The 17,980-nt window shown below is 39.3% G+C and carries 13 protein-coding genes; 7 read left to right on the top strand and 6 right to left on the bottom strand.

From position 1 onward, the window contains the following. The first annotated feature begins 34 nt into the window (after positions 1-34). Positions 35-385, top strand: a complete 351-nt coding sequence (locus CRO54_RS08730) for a 4Fe-4S dicluster domain-containing protein (RefSeq protein WP_097131047.1) — start codon at positions 35-37, stop codon at positions 383-385. 129 nt (positions 386-514) lie between these two features. Here the strand turns inward: CRO54_RS08730 and CRO54_RS08725 are convergent, their stop codons facing one another. The 6 genes from CRO54_RS08725 to CRO54_RS08700 all read right to left on the bottom strand — a co-directional run bounded on the left by CRO54_RS08725 (position 515) and on the right by CRO54_RS08700 (position 7,772). Then, positions 515-1,372 carry an EamA family transporter gene (locus tag CRO54_RS08725; protein ID WP_097131045.1) on the bottom strand — a complete coding sequence of 286 codons (858 nt, stop codon included), beginning with the start codon at positions 1,370-1,372 and terminating at the stop codon, positions 515-517. Positions 1,373-1,508: 136 nt separating this feature from the next. After that, positions 1,509-2,897, bottom strand: a complete 1,389-nt coding sequence (locus CRO54_RS08720; protein WP_097131043.1) for a Gfo/Idh/MocA family protein — start codon at positions 2,895-2,897, stop codon at positions 1,509-1,511. 46 nt (positions 2,898-2,943) lie between these two features. After that, positions 2,944-4,008 carry a dihydrodipicolinate synthase family protein gene (locus CRO54_RS08715; protein WP_097131041.1) on the bottom strand — a complete coding sequence of 355 codons (1,065 nt, stop codon included), beginning with the start codon at positions 4,006-4,008 and terminating at the stop codon, positions 2,944-2,946. Beyond that, positions 4,008-5,027, bottom strand: coding sequence for an NAD-dependent epimerase/dehydratase family protein (locus CRO54_RS08710; protein ID WP_097131040.1), 1,020 nt, complete (start codon positions 5,025-5,027; stop codon positions 4,008-4,010). Before CRO54_RS08710 ends, CRO54_RS08715 begins: the two co-directional genes overlap by 1 nt. Before the next feature lie 6 nt (positions 5,028-5,033). Next, on the bottom strand, positions 5,034-6,263 hold the full coding sequence (locus CRO54_RS08705; RefSeq protein WP_097131038.1) for an Nramp family divalent metal transporter: 1,230 nt from the start codon (positions 6,261-6,263) through the stop codon (positions 5,034-5,036). 3 nt (positions 6,264-6,266) lie between these two features. Beyond that, positions 6,267-7,772 (bottom strand): PQQ-dependent sugar dehydrogenase, encoded by a 1,506-nt coding sequence (locus CRO54_RS08700; protein ID WP_097131036.1) that lies wholly within the window; start codon positions 7,770-7,772, stop codon positions 6,267-6,269. Positions 7,773-8,000: 228 nt separating this feature from the next. On the opposite strand from CRO54_RS08700, the gene CRO54_RS08695 reads away from it, so the two are divergent. From CRO54_RS08695 to CRO54_RS08670, 6 genes are all read left to right on the top strand, one after another. Then, a complete protein-coding gene (locus tag CRO54_RS08695; protein WP_097131034.1) occupies positions 8,001-11,174 on the top strand; it encodes a SusC/RagA family TonB-linked outer membrane protein in 3,174 nt (1,057 codons plus the stop codon). An 11-nt stretch (positions 11,175-11,185) separates the two neighbouring features. After that, the gene (locus tag CRO54_RS08690; protein WP_240775061.1) at positions 11,186-13,018 is read left to right on the top strand and encodes a RagB/SusD family nutrient uptake outer membrane protein; all 1,833 of its coding nucleotides are present in this window, start codon (positions 11,186-11,188) and stop codon (positions 13,016-13,018) included. 117 nt (positions 13,019-13,135) lie between these two features. Further along, the gene (locus CRO54_RS08685) at positions 13,136-13,534 is read left to right on the top strand and encodes a hypothetical protein (protein ID WP_097131032.1); all 399 of its coding nucleotides are present in this window, start codon (positions 13,136-13,138) and stop codon (positions 13,532-13,534) included. A 10-nt stretch (positions 13,535-13,544) separates the two neighbouring features. Next, a complete protein-coding gene (locus CRO54_RS08680; protein ID WP_138765789.1) occupies positions 13,545-14,540 on the top strand; it encodes a DUF4466 family protein in 996 nt (331 codons plus the stop codon). Between the two features lie 19 nt (positions 14,541-14,559). Continuing rightward, complete coding sequence (locus tag CRO54_RS08675; RefSeq protein WP_138765788.1) at positions 14,560-17,274, top strand: hypothetical protein; 2,715 nt, start codon at positions 14,560-14,562, stop codon at positions 17,272-17,274. A 60-nt stretch (positions 17,275-17,334) separates the two neighbouring features. After that, positions 17,335-17,973 (top strand): GntR family transcriptional regulator, encoded by a 639-nt coding sequence (locus tag CRO54_RS08670; RefSeq protein ID WP_097131028.1) that lies wholly within the window; start codon positions 17,335-17,337, stop codon positions 17,971-17,973. Positions 17,974-17,980 lie beyond the last annotated feature (7 nt).

The raw sequence follows: 17,980 nt of genomic DNA, 5'->3' as shown, positions 1-17,980 counted from the left end.
AAGGTAAACTTCGCATTTAGATTTAGACGAAAAGATGGCAATTAAAATAACAGACGAATGTATAAACTGTGGGGCATGTGAGCCAGAATGCCCTAATAATGCAATTTATGATGCTGGTACCGCTTGGAGATTTTCTGATGGTACCGCTTTAGACGGTATTATTGATTTTGGAGGTAGTGAAGTAGATGCAGGTGCTGCTCAAGATGCGGTTTCTGATGAGGTATATTATATTGTTTCAGACAAGTGTACAGAGTGTAAAGGTTTCCATGATGAGCCTCAATGTGCTGCGGTTTGCCCAGTAGATTGCTGTGTAGACGACGAAGATATTCGTGAGACAGAAGAAGAGTTATTGACTAAGAAAGCTTGGTTACACCAGGAAAACTAAGTTAAAATTATAAAGTCAAAAGTTTAAAATATCCGAGAGGATATGATAGCTTAAAGGGAGATGCATTTTTTGTATCTCCTTTTTTGTTTAGTAAAGTTTTCGGTGAACTGCTTAACAGCGCCAATTTACTTAATGGCTTGTAGGTTGTTTGGCCTTAGTTAATGTAGAGCCTGTGCTAGCACCAACTACTAATGCAATGGCTGCCCATTCGTTAAAAGACAGGTATTCGTGTAAAAAGAATAAGCCACAAATTGCCGCTGCCGCTGGTTCCAAACTCATTAAAATACTGAAAGTTTTAGCTGGAATATGCTTTAGTGCGTTCATCTCTAACGTGAACGGAATGGCGCTAGAAAGCAAGGCAATAGCCAAGCCCATAGCTAAAAGTTTTGGAGTAACGTCGAACAGATGGCCATCTGCAAAAGCGAAAGGTAGAACCACGCAACTAGCTATCAGCATTCCTACACTTACCGCTGCTCCGCTATCCATCGCCTTTGAAACTTTACCTCCCATAATGATGTAAAGTGCCCAAAAACCTCCAGCAACCAACGAAAGCAATGCACCTATCATATCAACATTACTTTCTCCGCTCCAAGGTGCAATTAAAGCAATACCTGCCGCCGCCATTACTGCCCATATTAAATCTGTCGCTTTTTTTGAGGCAGCAATTGCGAGAATTAAAGGGCCTATAAATTCTAAAGTAACTGCCAGCCCCAATGGTATGCGTGACAAAGAGAGGTAGAAAGTTAGGTTCATTGAGCCTAACGATATGCCATATAAACTCACCAATTTCCACTGTGTTGCGGTGATTTTTTTGAAATTAGGGCGATAAGCGAGTAATAAAATGATAGCCGAAAGCCCAATGCGCAAGGTAACTGTTGCTGTAGCGCCCAACAGCGGAAACATCCCTTTGGCAATAGCCGCACCACCTTGTACGCTAGTAATAGCTAGTAGTACTGCAGGGATGGGAGGGATGTTTTTGATTTTCATTTCGACTAAATTTTTGCAAATCTAGTTCTTTGCGATGGATAAAATTGCTTTTAATAGAGTAGAAAAGTATAGTAAACAAAAACGGATGAAGGTTTAAGTTTTCATCCGTTAAAAATAATGAGCTAATGGCTTTTTGTTAAACTTTAATATCCATTATTTTTCCTTTTTTCCTGCTTTCTTCGGCCATAAAACCCATCAAGTGACTTTCGATAGATTCATCGATGGTGGAAGTAAGTAGCTTTGCGTTTTGTTGACTTACCGCATTTACGAAGTCTTTAGTGAGCAGCCAATCCCCGCCGCCGTGTCCGTGGTCTTCATAACCTTTTACATCTTGTGCTTCTGGTATAAATTTGGTTTCTTTTCTTGTTCTAAAATCGTTGTGAACCAGCTCTTTCATGTCTCCCACTAAGTCTCCCATAGATCCCATAATTCTGGTGCGTCTGCCGTGGTAAGAAGTAAATGCCTCCATAGAAAAGCTTGCTGTTACACTGTCCGCAAATTGTATGCTGGTTACATAGTGGTCTGGTTGATCGTTATCCATGCGATAAACACAACGCCCGTAGTTGCTTGTTTTAAGTTTCTCCAATATGTATTCTCGACGATTTGGAATGTTATCTGGAACATCCAAAACAGATAAGAAGTGTGTTTGTCGGTCTGCGTATTCCTTCACGGCAGAGTAAGCGCATTCTCTTTCTACGCTACAGGTTACGCATCTATCGCTACTGTTGGCGGGTGCATTTTCTTTACGGAACCATTTTAAATCGCCCATGGCAACTATTTTTTTGCTTGGCTTGTTGATTACCCATTTAATAATATCTAAATCGTGACAAGATTTTGCCAAGATAATAGGCGTGGTTTCTTTAGAGTTGTGCCAGTTTCCACGAACGTAAGAGTGAGACATGTGGATGTGCTCAATTGGTTCGAAATGTTGTACACTCACTACTTCTCCAATAGCTCCTTTTTCTATCAATTCTTTCATTTTGATGAAGTAAGGTGCATATCTTAGTACGTGACAAACTGCTACAATTCTATTGTTTTTCTTGGCAAGCGCCAAAATATCTCTACACTCTTTTTCTGTTGGTGCAATAGGTTTTTCCAAAAGGATGTCGTAACCCATGGCTAACGCCTTCATGCAAGGGCCGTAATGTAAGTTGTCTGGCGTAGAAATGATAATTGCATCTGCAAACTTTGGTCTTTTAAATACATCCTCCCATGTATTGAATCTGTTTTCTTGTGGGATGGAGTGGATTTTAGCATACCTTTCATTTCTAAAAGCGACAGGTTCTGCTACACCTACAATCTTAAGGTCGTTTGGGGTAATTTCGGCGTAGGTTCCGTAAACCATCCCTCGGTTTCCCGCACCCAAAGTAATAGCCGTAACCGCTTTTTTAATGGGCTGATGAAGCGGGTTCTCTTTGATTTTATAACGATAGGTGTTCTTGTCAACTTTAGCCAAAAGGTCTGAAGTAATTACAGTAGCTCCTAAGCTTAGCGTTAATGTTTTTAAAAGATTTCTTCTGTTCATTTTGTTAGTGTTTAGGTTGTGTGTTTGCTAGCAAATCAGGTTTAACTTAATTAGATTTTTCTTTTAAGAACGCTTTTACAAATTCATCATCGTTTAGTTGTGGGTAATCTTGATAGATGCGATCAATCTCTTCGCTTTGTCCTTTAGAGAGAGTTTCTTTTGGACTAATACACCAAATGCCTTTTAATAAGCCTTGTCTGTGCAACACCTCGTGGATGCCAGAGATACAGCCGTGGAAATCATGCGAAGGGTCGAATAAAGCGGCGTTGCTGTCGGTTACTGCAATGTTGTGGCTCAATAATTCATCAGCAACTGCTGCACTTGGTTGAAGTTTGTATTGTTTGATTTTGTCTAGTAATTCTACGGCTTTTTGTGTCCAAACTGCCCAGTGTCCTAAAAGCCCGCCTCTAAAAGTAATTTCAGTCTGTCCTTTTGCAGTAGGAAAACGGTAGCTCGTTAGCAAATCGTTCACAATGTTGTCATCGTTGCCTGTGTACATGGCTACTTCATTTCTTCTGCTCGAGTTGGCTAAAGCTCTCATTACATCTAAAGTTTGGTATCTGTTGAAAGAAGCGCATTTAATTGCTTCCACATTTTCGATTTCCACAAACTTTGCCCAAAAATCGTAAGAGAAAATTCTACCGCCCACTGAAGGCTGCAGGTAAAAGCCAAACACAGGGATTACCTGCGCCACTTTGCGTACTCGCTCAAGAATAGCCTCTTCTGTCCAGCCTTGTAAACCGCCCATGCTTAATAAACCCATGTGGTAACTATGTTTTACTGCTATTTTGGCTTCATTAACCGCTTGCTCAGTTGGCCCACAAATACCACAAACTTTAATAAATGGTCTGTCTAGCTTCGCTTTTGCAATTTCTTCGCTTGCTAGTTCAATTACTTTTTCGAAAAGATTTACTTCGGGCTCTCTAATTTCAAATTGAGTAGAGTGTACGGCGATAGCAATTCCTCCAGCTCCAGAGCTCATGTAATACTGAGTCAATAAACGTTGGTGCTGTTCGTCTAGTGTTCTATCTTCATTCAATGCTAATGGATGTGCGGGGATGACCGTTCCCTGCATTAAGTGTTCTTTCAGCTCTTTTGATAGTTTGTTCATTAAAATTTTCCTCCTCTCTCTTGAAAATGGGTGTCTTTATTCCAAAGTTCTCCGCCATTTAAAATCCAATTAGCGGTGTGTTCAATAGCTTCTCTTATGGTGGTTTTTGGGTAGCCGAATAATCTGTGGCATTCTGATGCATTGTTTAGCAGTGCCGTATCAGCGCCTGAACCAGTAAATTGTGGTGTTTTATTCAATAGTATCCCGAACTGCTCTGCGATCCATTTGGTAGATAAAATTTCTGGTCCGGTAACATTTAGCATTTTGGCGGGCGAGCTGCAGTGCAATAAAGACCTAATGGCAATTTCATTCGCATCGCCTTGCCAAATTACGTTCACGTTTTGTGTGGTAAGGTCTACAGGTCTTTCTGCATTTACCGCTTTGGCAATTTCTATCAGTACGCCATACCTAAAATCAACGGCGTAATTAAGCCTGTAAATTAACATGGGTGTGTTGTTCTTTTTAGAGAAATATTCGAATATTCTTTCTCTTCCCAAGCAAGATTGTGCATATTCGCCTATTGGTTCTGGAGATTGCTCTTCAGATACGCCTCCTTCTTTTAGGTTTACAAAGGGCAATACGTTTCCAGATGAAAAAGCAACAATTTTGGAATTTTTAAAGTGTGATGAAACTAATCCTGGAAGGTATGCGTTCATTGCCCAAGTGAAATCTTCATTGCCTGTGGTTCCAAATTTGTGTCCAGCTAAGTAAATGATATTCGGTACTTGTGGCAGTTGCTTTAAATCAGCTTCATTGAGTAAGTCGCAGGCAATGGTTTGGATGCCTTCGTTTTCAAGTTCCTCTCTCAATCCGCCAGAAGAAAACCTTGATACACCAATTACGTTTTTTTCTATTCCAGCAGCTTTTAGTGCTCTTACAGTGAGTTTTGCCATGCTTGGTCCCATCTTTCCGCCAATTCCCAAAAACATGATGTCGCCATCTATCTTTTTGATGTCTTCGATTAGACTAGTTGAAGGAGCTAAAAGTGTGTCTTCAAATTCTTTTAAATTCAGGTTCATTGTTGTTTATTTTATTAAGGTAATGAGGTTGCTGATGGCTAAGCCCACCAATAGGATTAAACCTAATGCACCCCAAACTTTGGTAATAGGTTTATTTACATGTTCTTTCATGATTTCCTTGTCGTTAGCAATCATGAACATAACCACTGCTATAAAAGGTACAAGGAAAATAGTGATGCTTTGTGCCAGTACAATCAATTCTAAAGGCATTTTTCCAAAGCACAGGGCAATGATAGCTCCAAAAATCATCACTAAAGAAATGAAGATTTTGACCATGCGGTGGTTCAAGTCATTGCCATATTTAAAGGTGTCGCCAAGTAGAGAGCCGCCTAAAACTGCATTTCCAATTAACGAAGAAAAAGATGCGCCAAATAGCCCTATGAAAAATATGGCTTTAGCACTTGGACCCAATAATGGTTCTAAAGCTTTGCCCATTTCGGCTGCTGAGTTGACTTGAATATGTTGCGGATATAAGGTGTTGGCTGCACAGACTAATACTGCCATGCTCATTACGCCTAAAAGTATAGTTCCGGTTTGACTGCCTCTCAAGGTGTCCTTTGCGCTGTGTCCTCCAGAAAGTTTTTTACTGTTTTGCACCAGGTAAGCTTGGTAAAGTGCGCCTACGATAGAGAAGCAAGAAGCGGTAAAAGCAATTACTAAACCGATAGAGCCGTCTGGAATACTCGGGATAAAGCCTTTTGCAAATGCTTCAAATGGTGGCGGAACCATAATTGCGGTAGTTAAGAAAGAAAATAGTTTTAAAATTATTAAAGCAATCATCAATTTTTCGAAGATGTTATAGAATGACCTAAAAAATAAAAGTGAGATGCCTACAAGATTGAAGACTACAATCCAAATTTTGGGGCTGGTACCAGTGGCTTCCGAAGCGGATAAAGACACGCCGGTTGAGTTCCCAGATTGGAAGGAAACAGCAACTAGGAAGATGCCTAAGCCAATAATTATAGAGGTGATTTTTCCGTATTTCTTTCTAATTAAAGTAAGGATGGTATCATCAGAAGCCAAGCCAATTCGGGCAGACATTTTTGAATAAATCATCATAAAGAAAATAGCTACAACAATTACCCAAATTAAACTGAAGCCATAATCGGCTCCCATTTTGGAAGTGATTGTCATTTTGCTCGGACCGAAAATTAAGGAAGCAGTGATGATTCCGGGACCGAGAATGGAAAGGGTTTTTCTTAAAAAGCTATTATTGCTTTTGCTGGTGGTTTCCATGGTTTATTTAGTTTGTTTGAATTGGTTGATTGTTATGGTTGAACTTTGGTTGCCGAAGTTGGTTCTGATATAATTGATAATGGCCGTTGCTTCTTCATCTTTCAAAAAGTTGAATGCTGGCATTGAGGCTTCATATTTTACACCAGCTATGGTTTTGTCTTTTAATCCGTTTAAAATGATTTGAGATAAGGTTTGCTGATCGCCATTTACGGCGGTTGATTTGGCTAATGAAGGGAATGTTCCTGTTATTCCTTTTCCGTCTGCTTTGTGGCAAGAGGCGCAATAAGCTTCGTAAAGATTTTTACCAGATACTTCAACTACAGGTGTTAAAGTAGTTTTTACAGGATGGAAAACTCTGCCTACAGTTTTTTCTGTTAAACTCAATTTATATATTCTGTCATCTTCAGGTTTTGGAAAACCTTTTTGAGGATTCCAGTCTCTGTTGCTGGAACAGAAATAGATATCTCCATTAGGTAGTGTAAGTACCGAGCGTAGCCTGCCCAGTTCATCCTTAAATAAAGTGTATTCGTCTATAATGGCTTTGCCGTCTTCCGAAAGTTTTAAAATGCGAAGAGATTGACTTTTCAGGGTGCTTAGGATAAGACTTTTTCTCCACTCGGCAATTTTTGTGCTGCCGTAGTAAGCAATACCAGCTGGAGCAATCACTGGTGTCCATGATTGAAGCGGTGTAGTAAAGGTAATTGCTTTCATGCTGTCCGTTTCCTTTTTTGGGGTATTTTTTCCTTCTATTAACGGCCATCCGTAATTGTGTAATGGCTGGATTAGGTTTACTTCGTCTTCTACGGCATCGCCATGTTCAGAAGTGTAGATTAGGCTGTTTTCGCCTTGGGCAAGTCCCTGCATGTTACGGAACCCCCAAGCGTAGACGTAGCTGTTGGGTATCGGGTTGTCGTTCGGAATGCTACCATCAATATTTATTCTAAGAATTTTACCATTTTGTTTGCTGATGTCTTGTGCATTGGCGTCAATCGCTGCATCGCCAGTTGCCCAATAAATCTTCTTATCCGTACCTATGATTATTCTGGAGCCATTGTGCCCAGTATTGCCTGGTATCTGTAAAAGTAAATTAGGATTGGTTATGGTTCCATCCTTGTATATATATCTACATAAATTAGAGTAGATTTTTTCATTTGTTTTTGTAGTGTACGATACAAATAAATAATGTTCGTTTTGATGCGGTTGATATAACGCCATGCCCAGCAAGCCGGTGGTACGCTGTTGGAAAACGTTTGGTATGGTTGCTATTAACTTAACACTATTGTCACTAAGGTCTAGTTTCTTGATATTACCTTTGATTTCTGAGAAGATAATATAGTTGTTGGTTTTGTCGTATTGCAAATCCCATGGTACATCTAAACTGTCTGCTTCCTGCGTTAGCAGCAGTTTAGAGTTGCTCAATTCTACAGTGCCTATTATAATTTCGTTCTTTTGAGTGCAAGAACTTAATATGCAACATATATATAATAACAGGATGGTGATATGGTTCATCTTGCCTAGTTTGGTTGTTTGTTTGTCTAAAGTAATTAAAATAAATATATATACAAAAAAACATTAAAATTGTATACAAAATTTTATTTCGTTTGCATATTTTTTAGTTAAATAATTTTGTTTTTTAAAAAATACTTTCTAATTTCAACTAAAAGTATTCAATTGTAGCTTAATAATGTATACAATTTTACTTAAACAACCTAACAAACTATATTAACCTAAAGTACTATGAAATGTAAATTTCTAAAGGCAAGAGCAATACTGAAGTCTCGGTATTTTATGCTGCTTTGCGCTATTTGTCCTGGTTTGAGCCACGCTAGGGATAGGGCAGAAGAACACTTTGATGCCAAAGGGTATCATGTTTACGACAATGAAGTGTTTTTGAAAACAGCAAATTTTCAAAGAACCGTAGTTGGTTTTGTTAAGGATGAAGAAGGGATGCCCTTACCTGGCGTCGAAGTTCGAAATCTAAAGACATCCGAAGTTACAGTAACTAATGGTGAGGGTAAGTTCCAAATCAAAGCTTCCGAGACAGATAGGATTCAATTCAGATTGCTTGGATTTGCTCCAATTGAACTTGCGCCCAAAGATGCTGTGGCTGTAGTAATGAAACCTGAGTTGAGTAAACTTAACGAAGTTGTGGTGGTGGGCTATGGAGCACAAAAAAAGGCAAATATCATTGGTGCTGTCGCTTCTGCTAAATTCGATGAAACCGTAAGTAGTAGAGGTCTTTCTAATGCTTCCTCTGCATTACAAGGTTTGTTGCCTGGCTTGGCGGTAACTCAAAGTTCTGGTATGGTGGGTAATAATGCTGCGGAGTTAATGATTAGAGGATTGGGGACGGTTAATAATGCAGGGCCACTTATTGTGGTAGACGGTATGCCCGATGTGAATATGAATAGGATTAACGTCAATGATATCGAAAGTGTTTCAGTACTTAAGGATGCATCTTCTGCGGCAGTTTACGGTTCTAGGGCAGCTAACGGGGTAATATTAATCACCACAAAATCTGGTAAGCGAAATACTAAACCAAGTATTAGTGTTAACAGCAGTCTATCGATGGTTAGTCCTACCGCTAACGTAGATTTTGTAGATAATTATGCGAAGGCATTAACGGCTACGCAGATAGCACAATCTGCTAATACAGCTGCCTCTGCATTTAACTTTAAAAATGGCACTATTGATCAGTGGTTGGCGCTGAGCATGATTGATCCAAAAAGATATCCAAGTACCAATTGGTGGGACGTGGTGTTGAGGGATGGTTTGGCGCAGAACTATAATGTTGCTGTGAATGGTGGTAGCGATAATACTAATTACTACTTATCTACTGGCATTTTAGACGAGAGAGGAATTCAGATTGAAAATAACTTCAAACGCTATAACCTTGCTTTTAATTTGGAAACCAAGGTTGCTGAAAAAATTACTTCTGGAATTAGGTTTGCAGGTAACTGGTCGCAATTTAAGTATAACTACTCTGAAGGAATGACTAATAACGGAACGAGTGGTTTAGATTTGTTTAGTGCGCCAGCCGGTATTTTGCCTTTCGATCCTGTTACTGGTTATTATGGTGGGGCAATGGCTTACAACGAGAGCTCTCAGGCTTCTAATATGTATGCCGACTACATGGTGAGGAATAGAAATAACATGAACCAAAAGCAGGCTAATTTGAATGGTTATTTAGATTGGAAGCCGATTTTAGGCTTGGTTGCTCGTGTAGACTATTCTCTTGCCTATAACAATAGGTTTGATTGGCGAGCCGACATGCCTACGCAGGCTTATAATTTTCAAACAGACAGTTTTGGTCCGAGGATTTATGTGGGAAACAACGAGCCAATTTACAATACCGATCGTGAGAATATTAAAACACAATTAAATGCAAAGTTGAGCTATGATAGAACTTTCGGCAAATTGCATGCTATTTCTGCTACTGCAATCTATAGCGAAGAGTTTTGGAAAGACAGATATCTTTCGGCAAGTAGGGGAACCCGTTTAAATCCAAATATTTTCGAAATTGACGGAGCTTTAAACGATGTTCAAACTACAGGAGGTAGCTCCGACATGGAAGGGCTACGTTCTTATATCGGGCGTTTAGGCTATACTTTTAAGGATAGGTATATTTTAGAAGGTACGTTTAGGGCCGATGGCTCATCTAAGTTTCTGCCTGGTGATCAGTATGGTTATTTTCCGGCTGGTGCATTCGGTTGGAGGTTATCTGAAGAGGAGTTTATCAGGCCGTTTCTAGAAAAAATAAAAATTAATTCTGCAAAATTTAGAGTTTCTTATGGTAGTCTAGGTAACAACAGTGGAGTTGGGCGTTACGAGCAGCAAGAATTATTAACTGCTGGACATTACTTTTTAGATGGAGCGGCAGTGGTTGGTCTTACCAATAAAAAGTTCATCAACTATGCGCTTACTTGGGAGAAAACTAATATTTTCAATGTAGGTTTTGATGTGTCGATGCTAAGTAATAAGCTTTTGGTAGAATTGGATTACTACGACAGAAAAACCATTGGAATGAATCGTGAATCTGATTTGTCAACTCATCTAACAGGTGTTTATCTAGCTCCTAGAAGAAATATAGGTGACATGAGCAATAAGGGTTTTGAAGCAAATTTGACCTGGAACGATAAGAAAGGTGATTTCAGATACATGGTTAACCTGAATTATTCTACCAATAAAAATACACTATTGTCTTGGAGCGAGACGCTACAGCGAGGTTCGTTATTTGTAGATATGCCATACAATTTTGTTTATGCATTCGAATCAGCCGGTATAGCGCAAACTTGGGAAGATGTATATAAGGCAACGCCACAAGGTGCATCTCCTGGCGATGTATTGATTAAAGATTTAAATGGTGACGGTAGAATTGATGCAAATGATAGGAAAGCTTATCCTAATCACCAGCTGGGTCGTCCTACCTCAAATTATGCTTTGAGGGGTTCTGCGTCTTGGAAGGGATTTGATGTAGCTATCTTGCTACAAGGTGCTTATGGTAGGAAGGAGTTTTGGATGAATAGAGTGAATAGCCCATTTTTAGGAACATCAGCACAGGCGGTTACTTACGAGCAATTGTATCAAACTTGGAATTTGGACCGCAGGGATGCCGAATATCCTAGGTTGTTGCCTAGTGGTTCGGGTTCTACAAGTACCAATAACTATGCAAGTACATTTTGGCTTCAAGATTTATCTTACTTAAGGTTAAAGAATGTGCAGTTAGGGTATACTTTTAATAACAGTGTGATTCAGAAAATAGGGGTGAAAAAAATAAGAGGATATGTTTCTGCTGACAACCTTTTGACCTTTACAAAGTTCAAGGGATTGGATCCTGAAAAAAACACTTATGCTAACGACTCTTATCCAATTACAAAGACATTTGTATTTGGGCTAAACTTTGACTTTTAATGATGATCGCCATGAATAAGAAAATTTTATATATCATTTTTGTCTTTTTGTCGGTTGTAATCATGACCGGTTGCAGGAAAGATTTACTGAACCAAAATGCCACCGTATCTCCAAATAGTAATACTTTTTGGCTAACGGAAGCTGATGCTACTTCTGCATTAATGGGAAATTATAATGAATTTAGACCGTGTTTCGATAGGGATTATCACTTCGATGGACACGGAGATTTCCTTAAAATGTATAATACAGGCGTTGCTCCTATTAGCATCACTGTAAATAGCCCTAGTGCATATGGTGGAGGAGCTGCCGCTTTGTATAGGGAATTGTATGGCAGTATCAATACCTCTAATTATGTGATAGAAAATATCAGAAGTAAACTGTTGCCCAACGCAAAAACAACTGTATCTAGGCAAAACTTAGAGGCTGTTATTGGGGAAGCTCGATTGTTGAGAGGTATTGCCTATTTCCGTTTAATTTCTTTATGGGGAGATGTGCCTTACATTTATAAAATAGTAAATGCACCAATAGAAGTAGATACTATTTCAAGGTCGTCGATAACGAAAGTTAAGGACTCGATTTATGCAGATTTTACCTATGCCGCAGAAAAGTTGCCAAACAGGGGTGCTGCTGTTGGTAGAGCTGGTAAGCCCGCTGCATTAGCTTTTAGAGGGAAACTGCAGTTGTTTTGGGGCTCTTGGAAAAAGAATGGCTGGCCAGAGTTGGAAGGTTTTCAGCAATCTGCAGTCGAAGCTAAAACCGCATTTGAAGGCGCTGCAGCAGATTTTAACAGAGTGATTACCGAGTTTGGCTTGAATTTGTTTAGAGGCGGTGCTCCGGGCGAATGGGGCGAAATGGGTAAGGCTGATGTGTTACCGAATTACTATTACTTGTTTATACCCAATCCAGGAAATGTAAATAATGGAGAAACCGAAGTGTTGATGTCGATTACTCACGGAGGAAATGCGACTGGTCAAAGTGAAGAATATATGAGGGTTTGGACGGGCGTTTCTGTAGGGCTTTCGCAAAATCAAGCTATACCTAGATATGAGCTTGCAGATAGGTATCAGTCTACTATTACAGGAGATTTCTTGCCTAAGATGATTCAAATGAATCCTTCTACTAATAGTGCGGCTCGTACCACGCCTAATTCTTCTGTAAATCCAGAAAGTTATAGAAACAGGGACTATAGGATGAAAGCCAGCTTGTTGTGGGATTATGAAAAAATCATGGGTATTGGTACTACCGAAACAACTGGTTTTGTGGCGTTTTTGTATAAAACCTGGAGCGGTAACATAACTATTGACGGAGTAACTTATCCTGCGTTCAATGATAATACAACTAATCTTTCTGGTTTGCAATCGAGAAAGTTTGTGCGTAATTATGGTGGTGCAAACAGAAGTTCTGGAGATTATAATTGGCCGCTAATGCGTTTGGCAGATGTTTTCTTAATGTATGCCGAAGCTACAAACGAAGTAAACGGGCCACAAGCTGATGCAATTGCATTGGTAAATAGAGTAAGGGCTAGGGGCAAGTTGCCTGCTTTGGCAGCATCTAAAACGGCTTCTCCTTCGGCTTTCTTTGATGCGATAGAGCAAGAGAGAATTGTGGAATTGTTTGGAGAAGGACAAAGAGCTTTTGATTTAAGAAGATGGAGAAAGATAGAATCTGTTTTTGGCCCTGCTTACGGTGCTGGAAAATGGTTTCAGGATAGCTGGGGTAACAATTGGGAGCGTTTTTTCTTTAACGCTGATGAGTTGGTTTATCAGAGATGCTATATTTATCAGATACCTGAAGCCGAAAGAGTGAGAAATAATAAGCTTACGCAAAATAAACCATGGAGATAATCCTAACTATTTAAAATCATGAACCGTCCATGTTTAAATGATAACTAAATATATCAGGCAATGATTATTTAAATATGGTAAGGAACATCTGATAATTAAAAATAAAGATAAAAACAGATGAAAAGAATATTATTAATTCAATTGATATTGGTGCTGTTAGTGGTGGTTTCTTGTAAAAAAGATTACCCTATGGATGATGACGGGCTTTTGATTACTAAACGAGCAGATTGCTATGTCAGTAATTTCGAATTGTTGGGGGCTGATTTCCAAACGGTAAGAACAAAAGCTGCAACAATTGATACTACAGCGCAAACCATTAACGTAGAGGTGCTTTTTGGTACCGATTTAAAGAATCTTTATCCTCAGTTTACTTTGGTGGTAGATGCTGTTTTAGACCCTAAAATCGTAGGTAAGGTAGATTTTTCTGATTTATCGAAACCTAAAGAATGGACGGTGGTATCGGGCAACCGAAAAGTGCGCAAAACCTATAAAGTGTTTTTAACTGTGAAACAATAAGCTAAGCAAGATGAAAAATATAAGATTTAAAATATTGATGTCTTTGACGTTATTGGTTTTATGCCTGGGAGCATGTAAGGATAAGGAATATGCAATTCCAACGGCATTAGATAAATTGCAGAACGATTTAATCAAAAGGTCTCTGGGACCTAATATTGTGGGCGGAACTATTGAATTTGCCTACGCGGCGGCTATTCTGCCTGAAAAAGGGAAGCTTTCTTCTATGACTGTAGAAGCGAGTATTGCCGGTGCTACGGGTACATACTTGGATAATAGGTTTTTTAATACAAGTAGTTCCGGTGCAGATGTGGGTACGGCGGTAGGAGATCCTTCGGTAACCACTGGAAAATCAACTTCAGTAACTTACACCGGTAATTTCTCTGCAGCTACATTACGTTATTTCTATAAAATTCCGGAAGAAGCTAGAGGCAAAACCGTTACTTTTACTTTTACGGCAAAATCTAGTAATGGCGAAACAATTTCTTATCAATCTGGTCCGCATGAAATTAGAAACCAGGATATGGTTTTGGATTTGGTAGCCAAAGATGGTACAGAGTGTTATCTGTCAATTGCCGATATGAAAATGTACGATGCTGCCTTCGCTACTGCTAATCCGGGTAAAATAGATTTGATTTACTTGTACAGGGCACCTGCTAATGTAACTTATTTACATTCATTGGTGGCTCCAACTGCCGATGCGTCTTATAAGCCAACGTTTACAATGCCTGCAGGTTTAAGTAATAGAACCAAGATAGTGAAAGCTTTTACGGTGCGAGATCAGCAATTGTCGAGAATACAGTATGGTGTTTTTGTGGATGATGTGGATTTGAGAACGAAAGATTTTGCAGATGCGCCCGACTTTGCGATTAACGTAAAAGCTGAAGGAGGTGTTTGGGTGCAAACGGCTGATGGCGTGTATAATGCTTACGTTTACATTAACACTGTTACCAATACTGCTTCTGTTAAGGAGATGAAAATCAGTATTAAAAGATTAAAAATTAAATAAGCATTCCATCCGTATATAAATGAGATCCCTTATAGTTAAGAATTTCCTGACGTTAATACTTCTGTTGTTGACGGTGCAGTTTTGTTTTGCTCAAAATGATAAAAGGGAAATTCCTTTGTCTAAGTTTAAGGTAAATAAAAAAGTAGTTAATGAAGTTTTTAATGAAAAAAAGGGATTTCATTTACAGGGGGGGGTATCGAGACCAAGTCTTGATGCCGTTGTTCAAGCAGACTTGGAAGTAAGCTTGGCGGTAGATAAGCTGGGTGTGTTTGTTTTAGAGGCAGAAACAGAGCCTGTGGATTTAGAGAAATTGAAGAGAGAAGATCAAACAGGAAAGTTGACCTTGAAAGCCAAGTTTCAAAATGGTGCTGACAGATCAACCTACCGCATAGTTTACGATATTTACAAAGGAGGTCTGCAGGAATTGGGTAAATTCGAAATCAATTCGAAAAAACAGACGCTTAAGATTTGGCTACCAAATAATTTGGTGCTTAAACGTCTGTTCATTAAGCCTTATGTAGCTCCTAAGCCACCCGAAGACGCTGAACTTTACACTCCTAAAATTGTGCCTCCTAGCGGACATCCAAGATTATGGGTTAATAAGGAAACTTTGCCCATTATTAGACAACGGACTTTAGACACTGCTCATCAAATTGCATGGGCTGCGGTTAGGGCAAAAGCCGAATCGCCATTTAATTTTGCATTCGATAAAAACAAAGAGATGTTCCATGATGAAAAGCTGGAAAGTATTATCGAAGCAAAGGCATTTTATTTCTTAATGACCGAAGATAAAAAAATAGGTGCGGAGGCTGTTCAGCTTGCCTTGGATTACATGTCTGTTTTGGAGTTTGGAAATGTTACTTATGGCGATATAACCAGAGAAGTGGGCAGGGCCATGTATACTGCTTCGTTGGTTTACGATTGGTGTTATCCAATCATGAACGCTGAAAATAGACGACAACTAAGAGGTGATTTGATGCGTTTAGCTAATGATATGGAGATGGGCTGGCCGCCATTTCATGGTATAGAAAGTGTGGTGAATGGGCATGGCAACGAAGCGCAAATTTGCCGTGATTACCTGTCGATGAGTATTGCTATTTATGATGAAGACCCGCTGCCTTATAAATATACTTCTTATTGGATTTTATATCAGTTGGTGCCTTTAAGAAAGTTCGAATATCAATCGCCAAGACACAATCAGGGGATTGATTACGGAGGTTATCGTTTCGGTTGGGAAATGCATGCAGCTTGGCTGTATTATAGGATGTTGGGTTATCCAGTATTTGATGATAACATTAAAAACCTGCCGTACTATTGGGTTTACATGCGTACGCCAGATGGTAAAATGCTTCGTGATGGAGATATGTTCAACATCAAGTACAGCAAAAGCGAAAACTTCTATTGGAAAAATCCACAAACCATGTTGTTGTGCTACGCTTATTCTGGTAACGCAGTTATTAAGGGCGAGTTTGTTAAACAAGGAGGTTTGAAAGATAATCCGGTTTTGTTTTTGTTGCTAGATGACCCTTCGCTTAAACCAGATTTCGATTTGAATCAGCTGCCGTTGACTAAGGATTTTGGCTCGGTGCTTAATAGCATGGTGGCTAGGACAGGATGGGATGAAAAACCTAGCAGTGGAAATGTAGTGGTCGAACTTAAAGGCGGCGGTTTTCACTTCGGAAACCATCAACATGCCGATGCTGGTGCTTTGCAGATTTATCACCGCGGTATACAGGTTGGAGATTTGGGTTTATACCTTTCTTACGGTTCTCCTTACGATTTCAATTTTAACAAAAGGTCGGTTGCTCATAGTATGATGCTGATCAGAGATCCCAAAGAACCACTACTTTTCAGAACCAAAACTAATGATGGCGGAACTAGGTTTAGTCAGCGTTTCCCAAGAAATGTAACCGAAGTTTTGGGCGATGCTTGGTTTCAAACAGGATTTGTAAGGTCTTCAGCAATTGGCACAGATCCAATTCGTCCTTCTTACAGTTATTTTAACGTAGATATTACCAATGCTTATTCGGAAAAAGTAGAAGCGTATACCAAAAGCATGTTGTTCCTTAACTTGAAAAGAGATGATGTACCCGCAGTAATGGTGCTTTTAGATCATGTGGTTTCTAAAGAAGCAGGGATGAAAAAATATTGGCAAATCAATACCTTGGTAAAGCCAGATTTTGCAAATGGTAAACTTGTTTTAAGTAGCGAACTAGATGGGAAACAGGGAAAAACTTATGTGAACATGTTTAAACCAAGTTTAGCTGAAAGGGAAATGGAGGTTTTGTCGGGAGATTCTAGCACTAAGGTATTTGAGGACTTGTATACGGTAAAATCTGTTTGGCCAGAAGCCAAAGGAAGTAGGATCATGATTAGCCCTAAAAAGGAAGATAGGTTATCTGAATTTGCGACGTTGTTTCAAATCACCGAGGATGGAGCAAAGGAATTGCCAGTAGAAATTGTAGAGAAAGCTAATTATTTTATGTTTCAATTGGCGGATAAGGTAGTTTTAATGGCTAAACCGAATGCGTATCTAGCTGAGGAAATAGAAATTAAAGTGCCTGCGGGAAAAACCCATGAAGTGATTTGTGTAGGGTTTGCTCCAGGGTTTTGGGAAGTAAAGAAAATGGAGACAAGGAAAGTGAAAAATGAAAATATCTTGAAGGATCGTAATTCTTTTTCTTGGAATGCGGATCAAGGAATTTACAAATTACTTCCACGAAGAGTAAATTAAATTCTCGTGGATTTTGAAAGTTAAATTGTATTCTTATTTTTGGTTAAAAATGTATGCAAAATGAAAGAAGATTCGTTAGCCTATAAGGTGTATTTGGAGGTGAGAAAGAAAATTCTTTCGAGCCAGTTAGCGGGAGGCGCTCGTTTGGTTGAGAATTTTTGGGCGGAGAAACTGTCAGTGAGCCGTGTGGCTGTAAGAGAGGCTTTTATGAGGTTAGCGGGCGAAAGTTTGGTGGAGTTTGGAGGAAAAGGCGGCTGTTTCGTAAAAAGCATGACGATAGATGACGTGAAAGAGATACGTGAGTTAAGGGAAATATTAGAAATTGGAGCTTTAAAAATCCTTTTTGCAAAGAAAAATAAAGAAGTTTTAAAAGAACTTCAGTTGATTTGTGATGATTTTTCTGCGATGGTAGAGAAAGGATATTATGGCGGTGCTTGTGAAGCTGACGTGAAATTTCACGAAAAGATGATCGAAAGTACTGAGAACGCAAGATTGATATTGATGTACAAAAATAGTAATATCCCTTTGTTTCACATGAGGTTAGGTGCGGTAATGGATCAAATGGAGGATTATCAAGATACTGATAAAGAGCATCGTGCAATTGTGGAAGGGCTAGCTAATGACGATTGGGAGCTATCGTATTCGTCTTTGGTTCGCCATCTGTACAGAGGAGAGCAGGAAGCTTTAGAGTTAGTTTGATAATTAT

The sequence above is a fragment of the Pedobacter xixiisoli genome (genome assembly GCF_900215335.1).
Lineage (GTDB): Bacteria > Bacteroidota > Bacteroidia > Sphingobacteriales > Sphingobacteriaceae > Pedobacter > Pedobacter xixiisoli.
The sequence above is the reverse complement of the archived record's forward strand: the minus strand, read 5'-3'. Positions and strand labels throughout refer to the sequence as shown.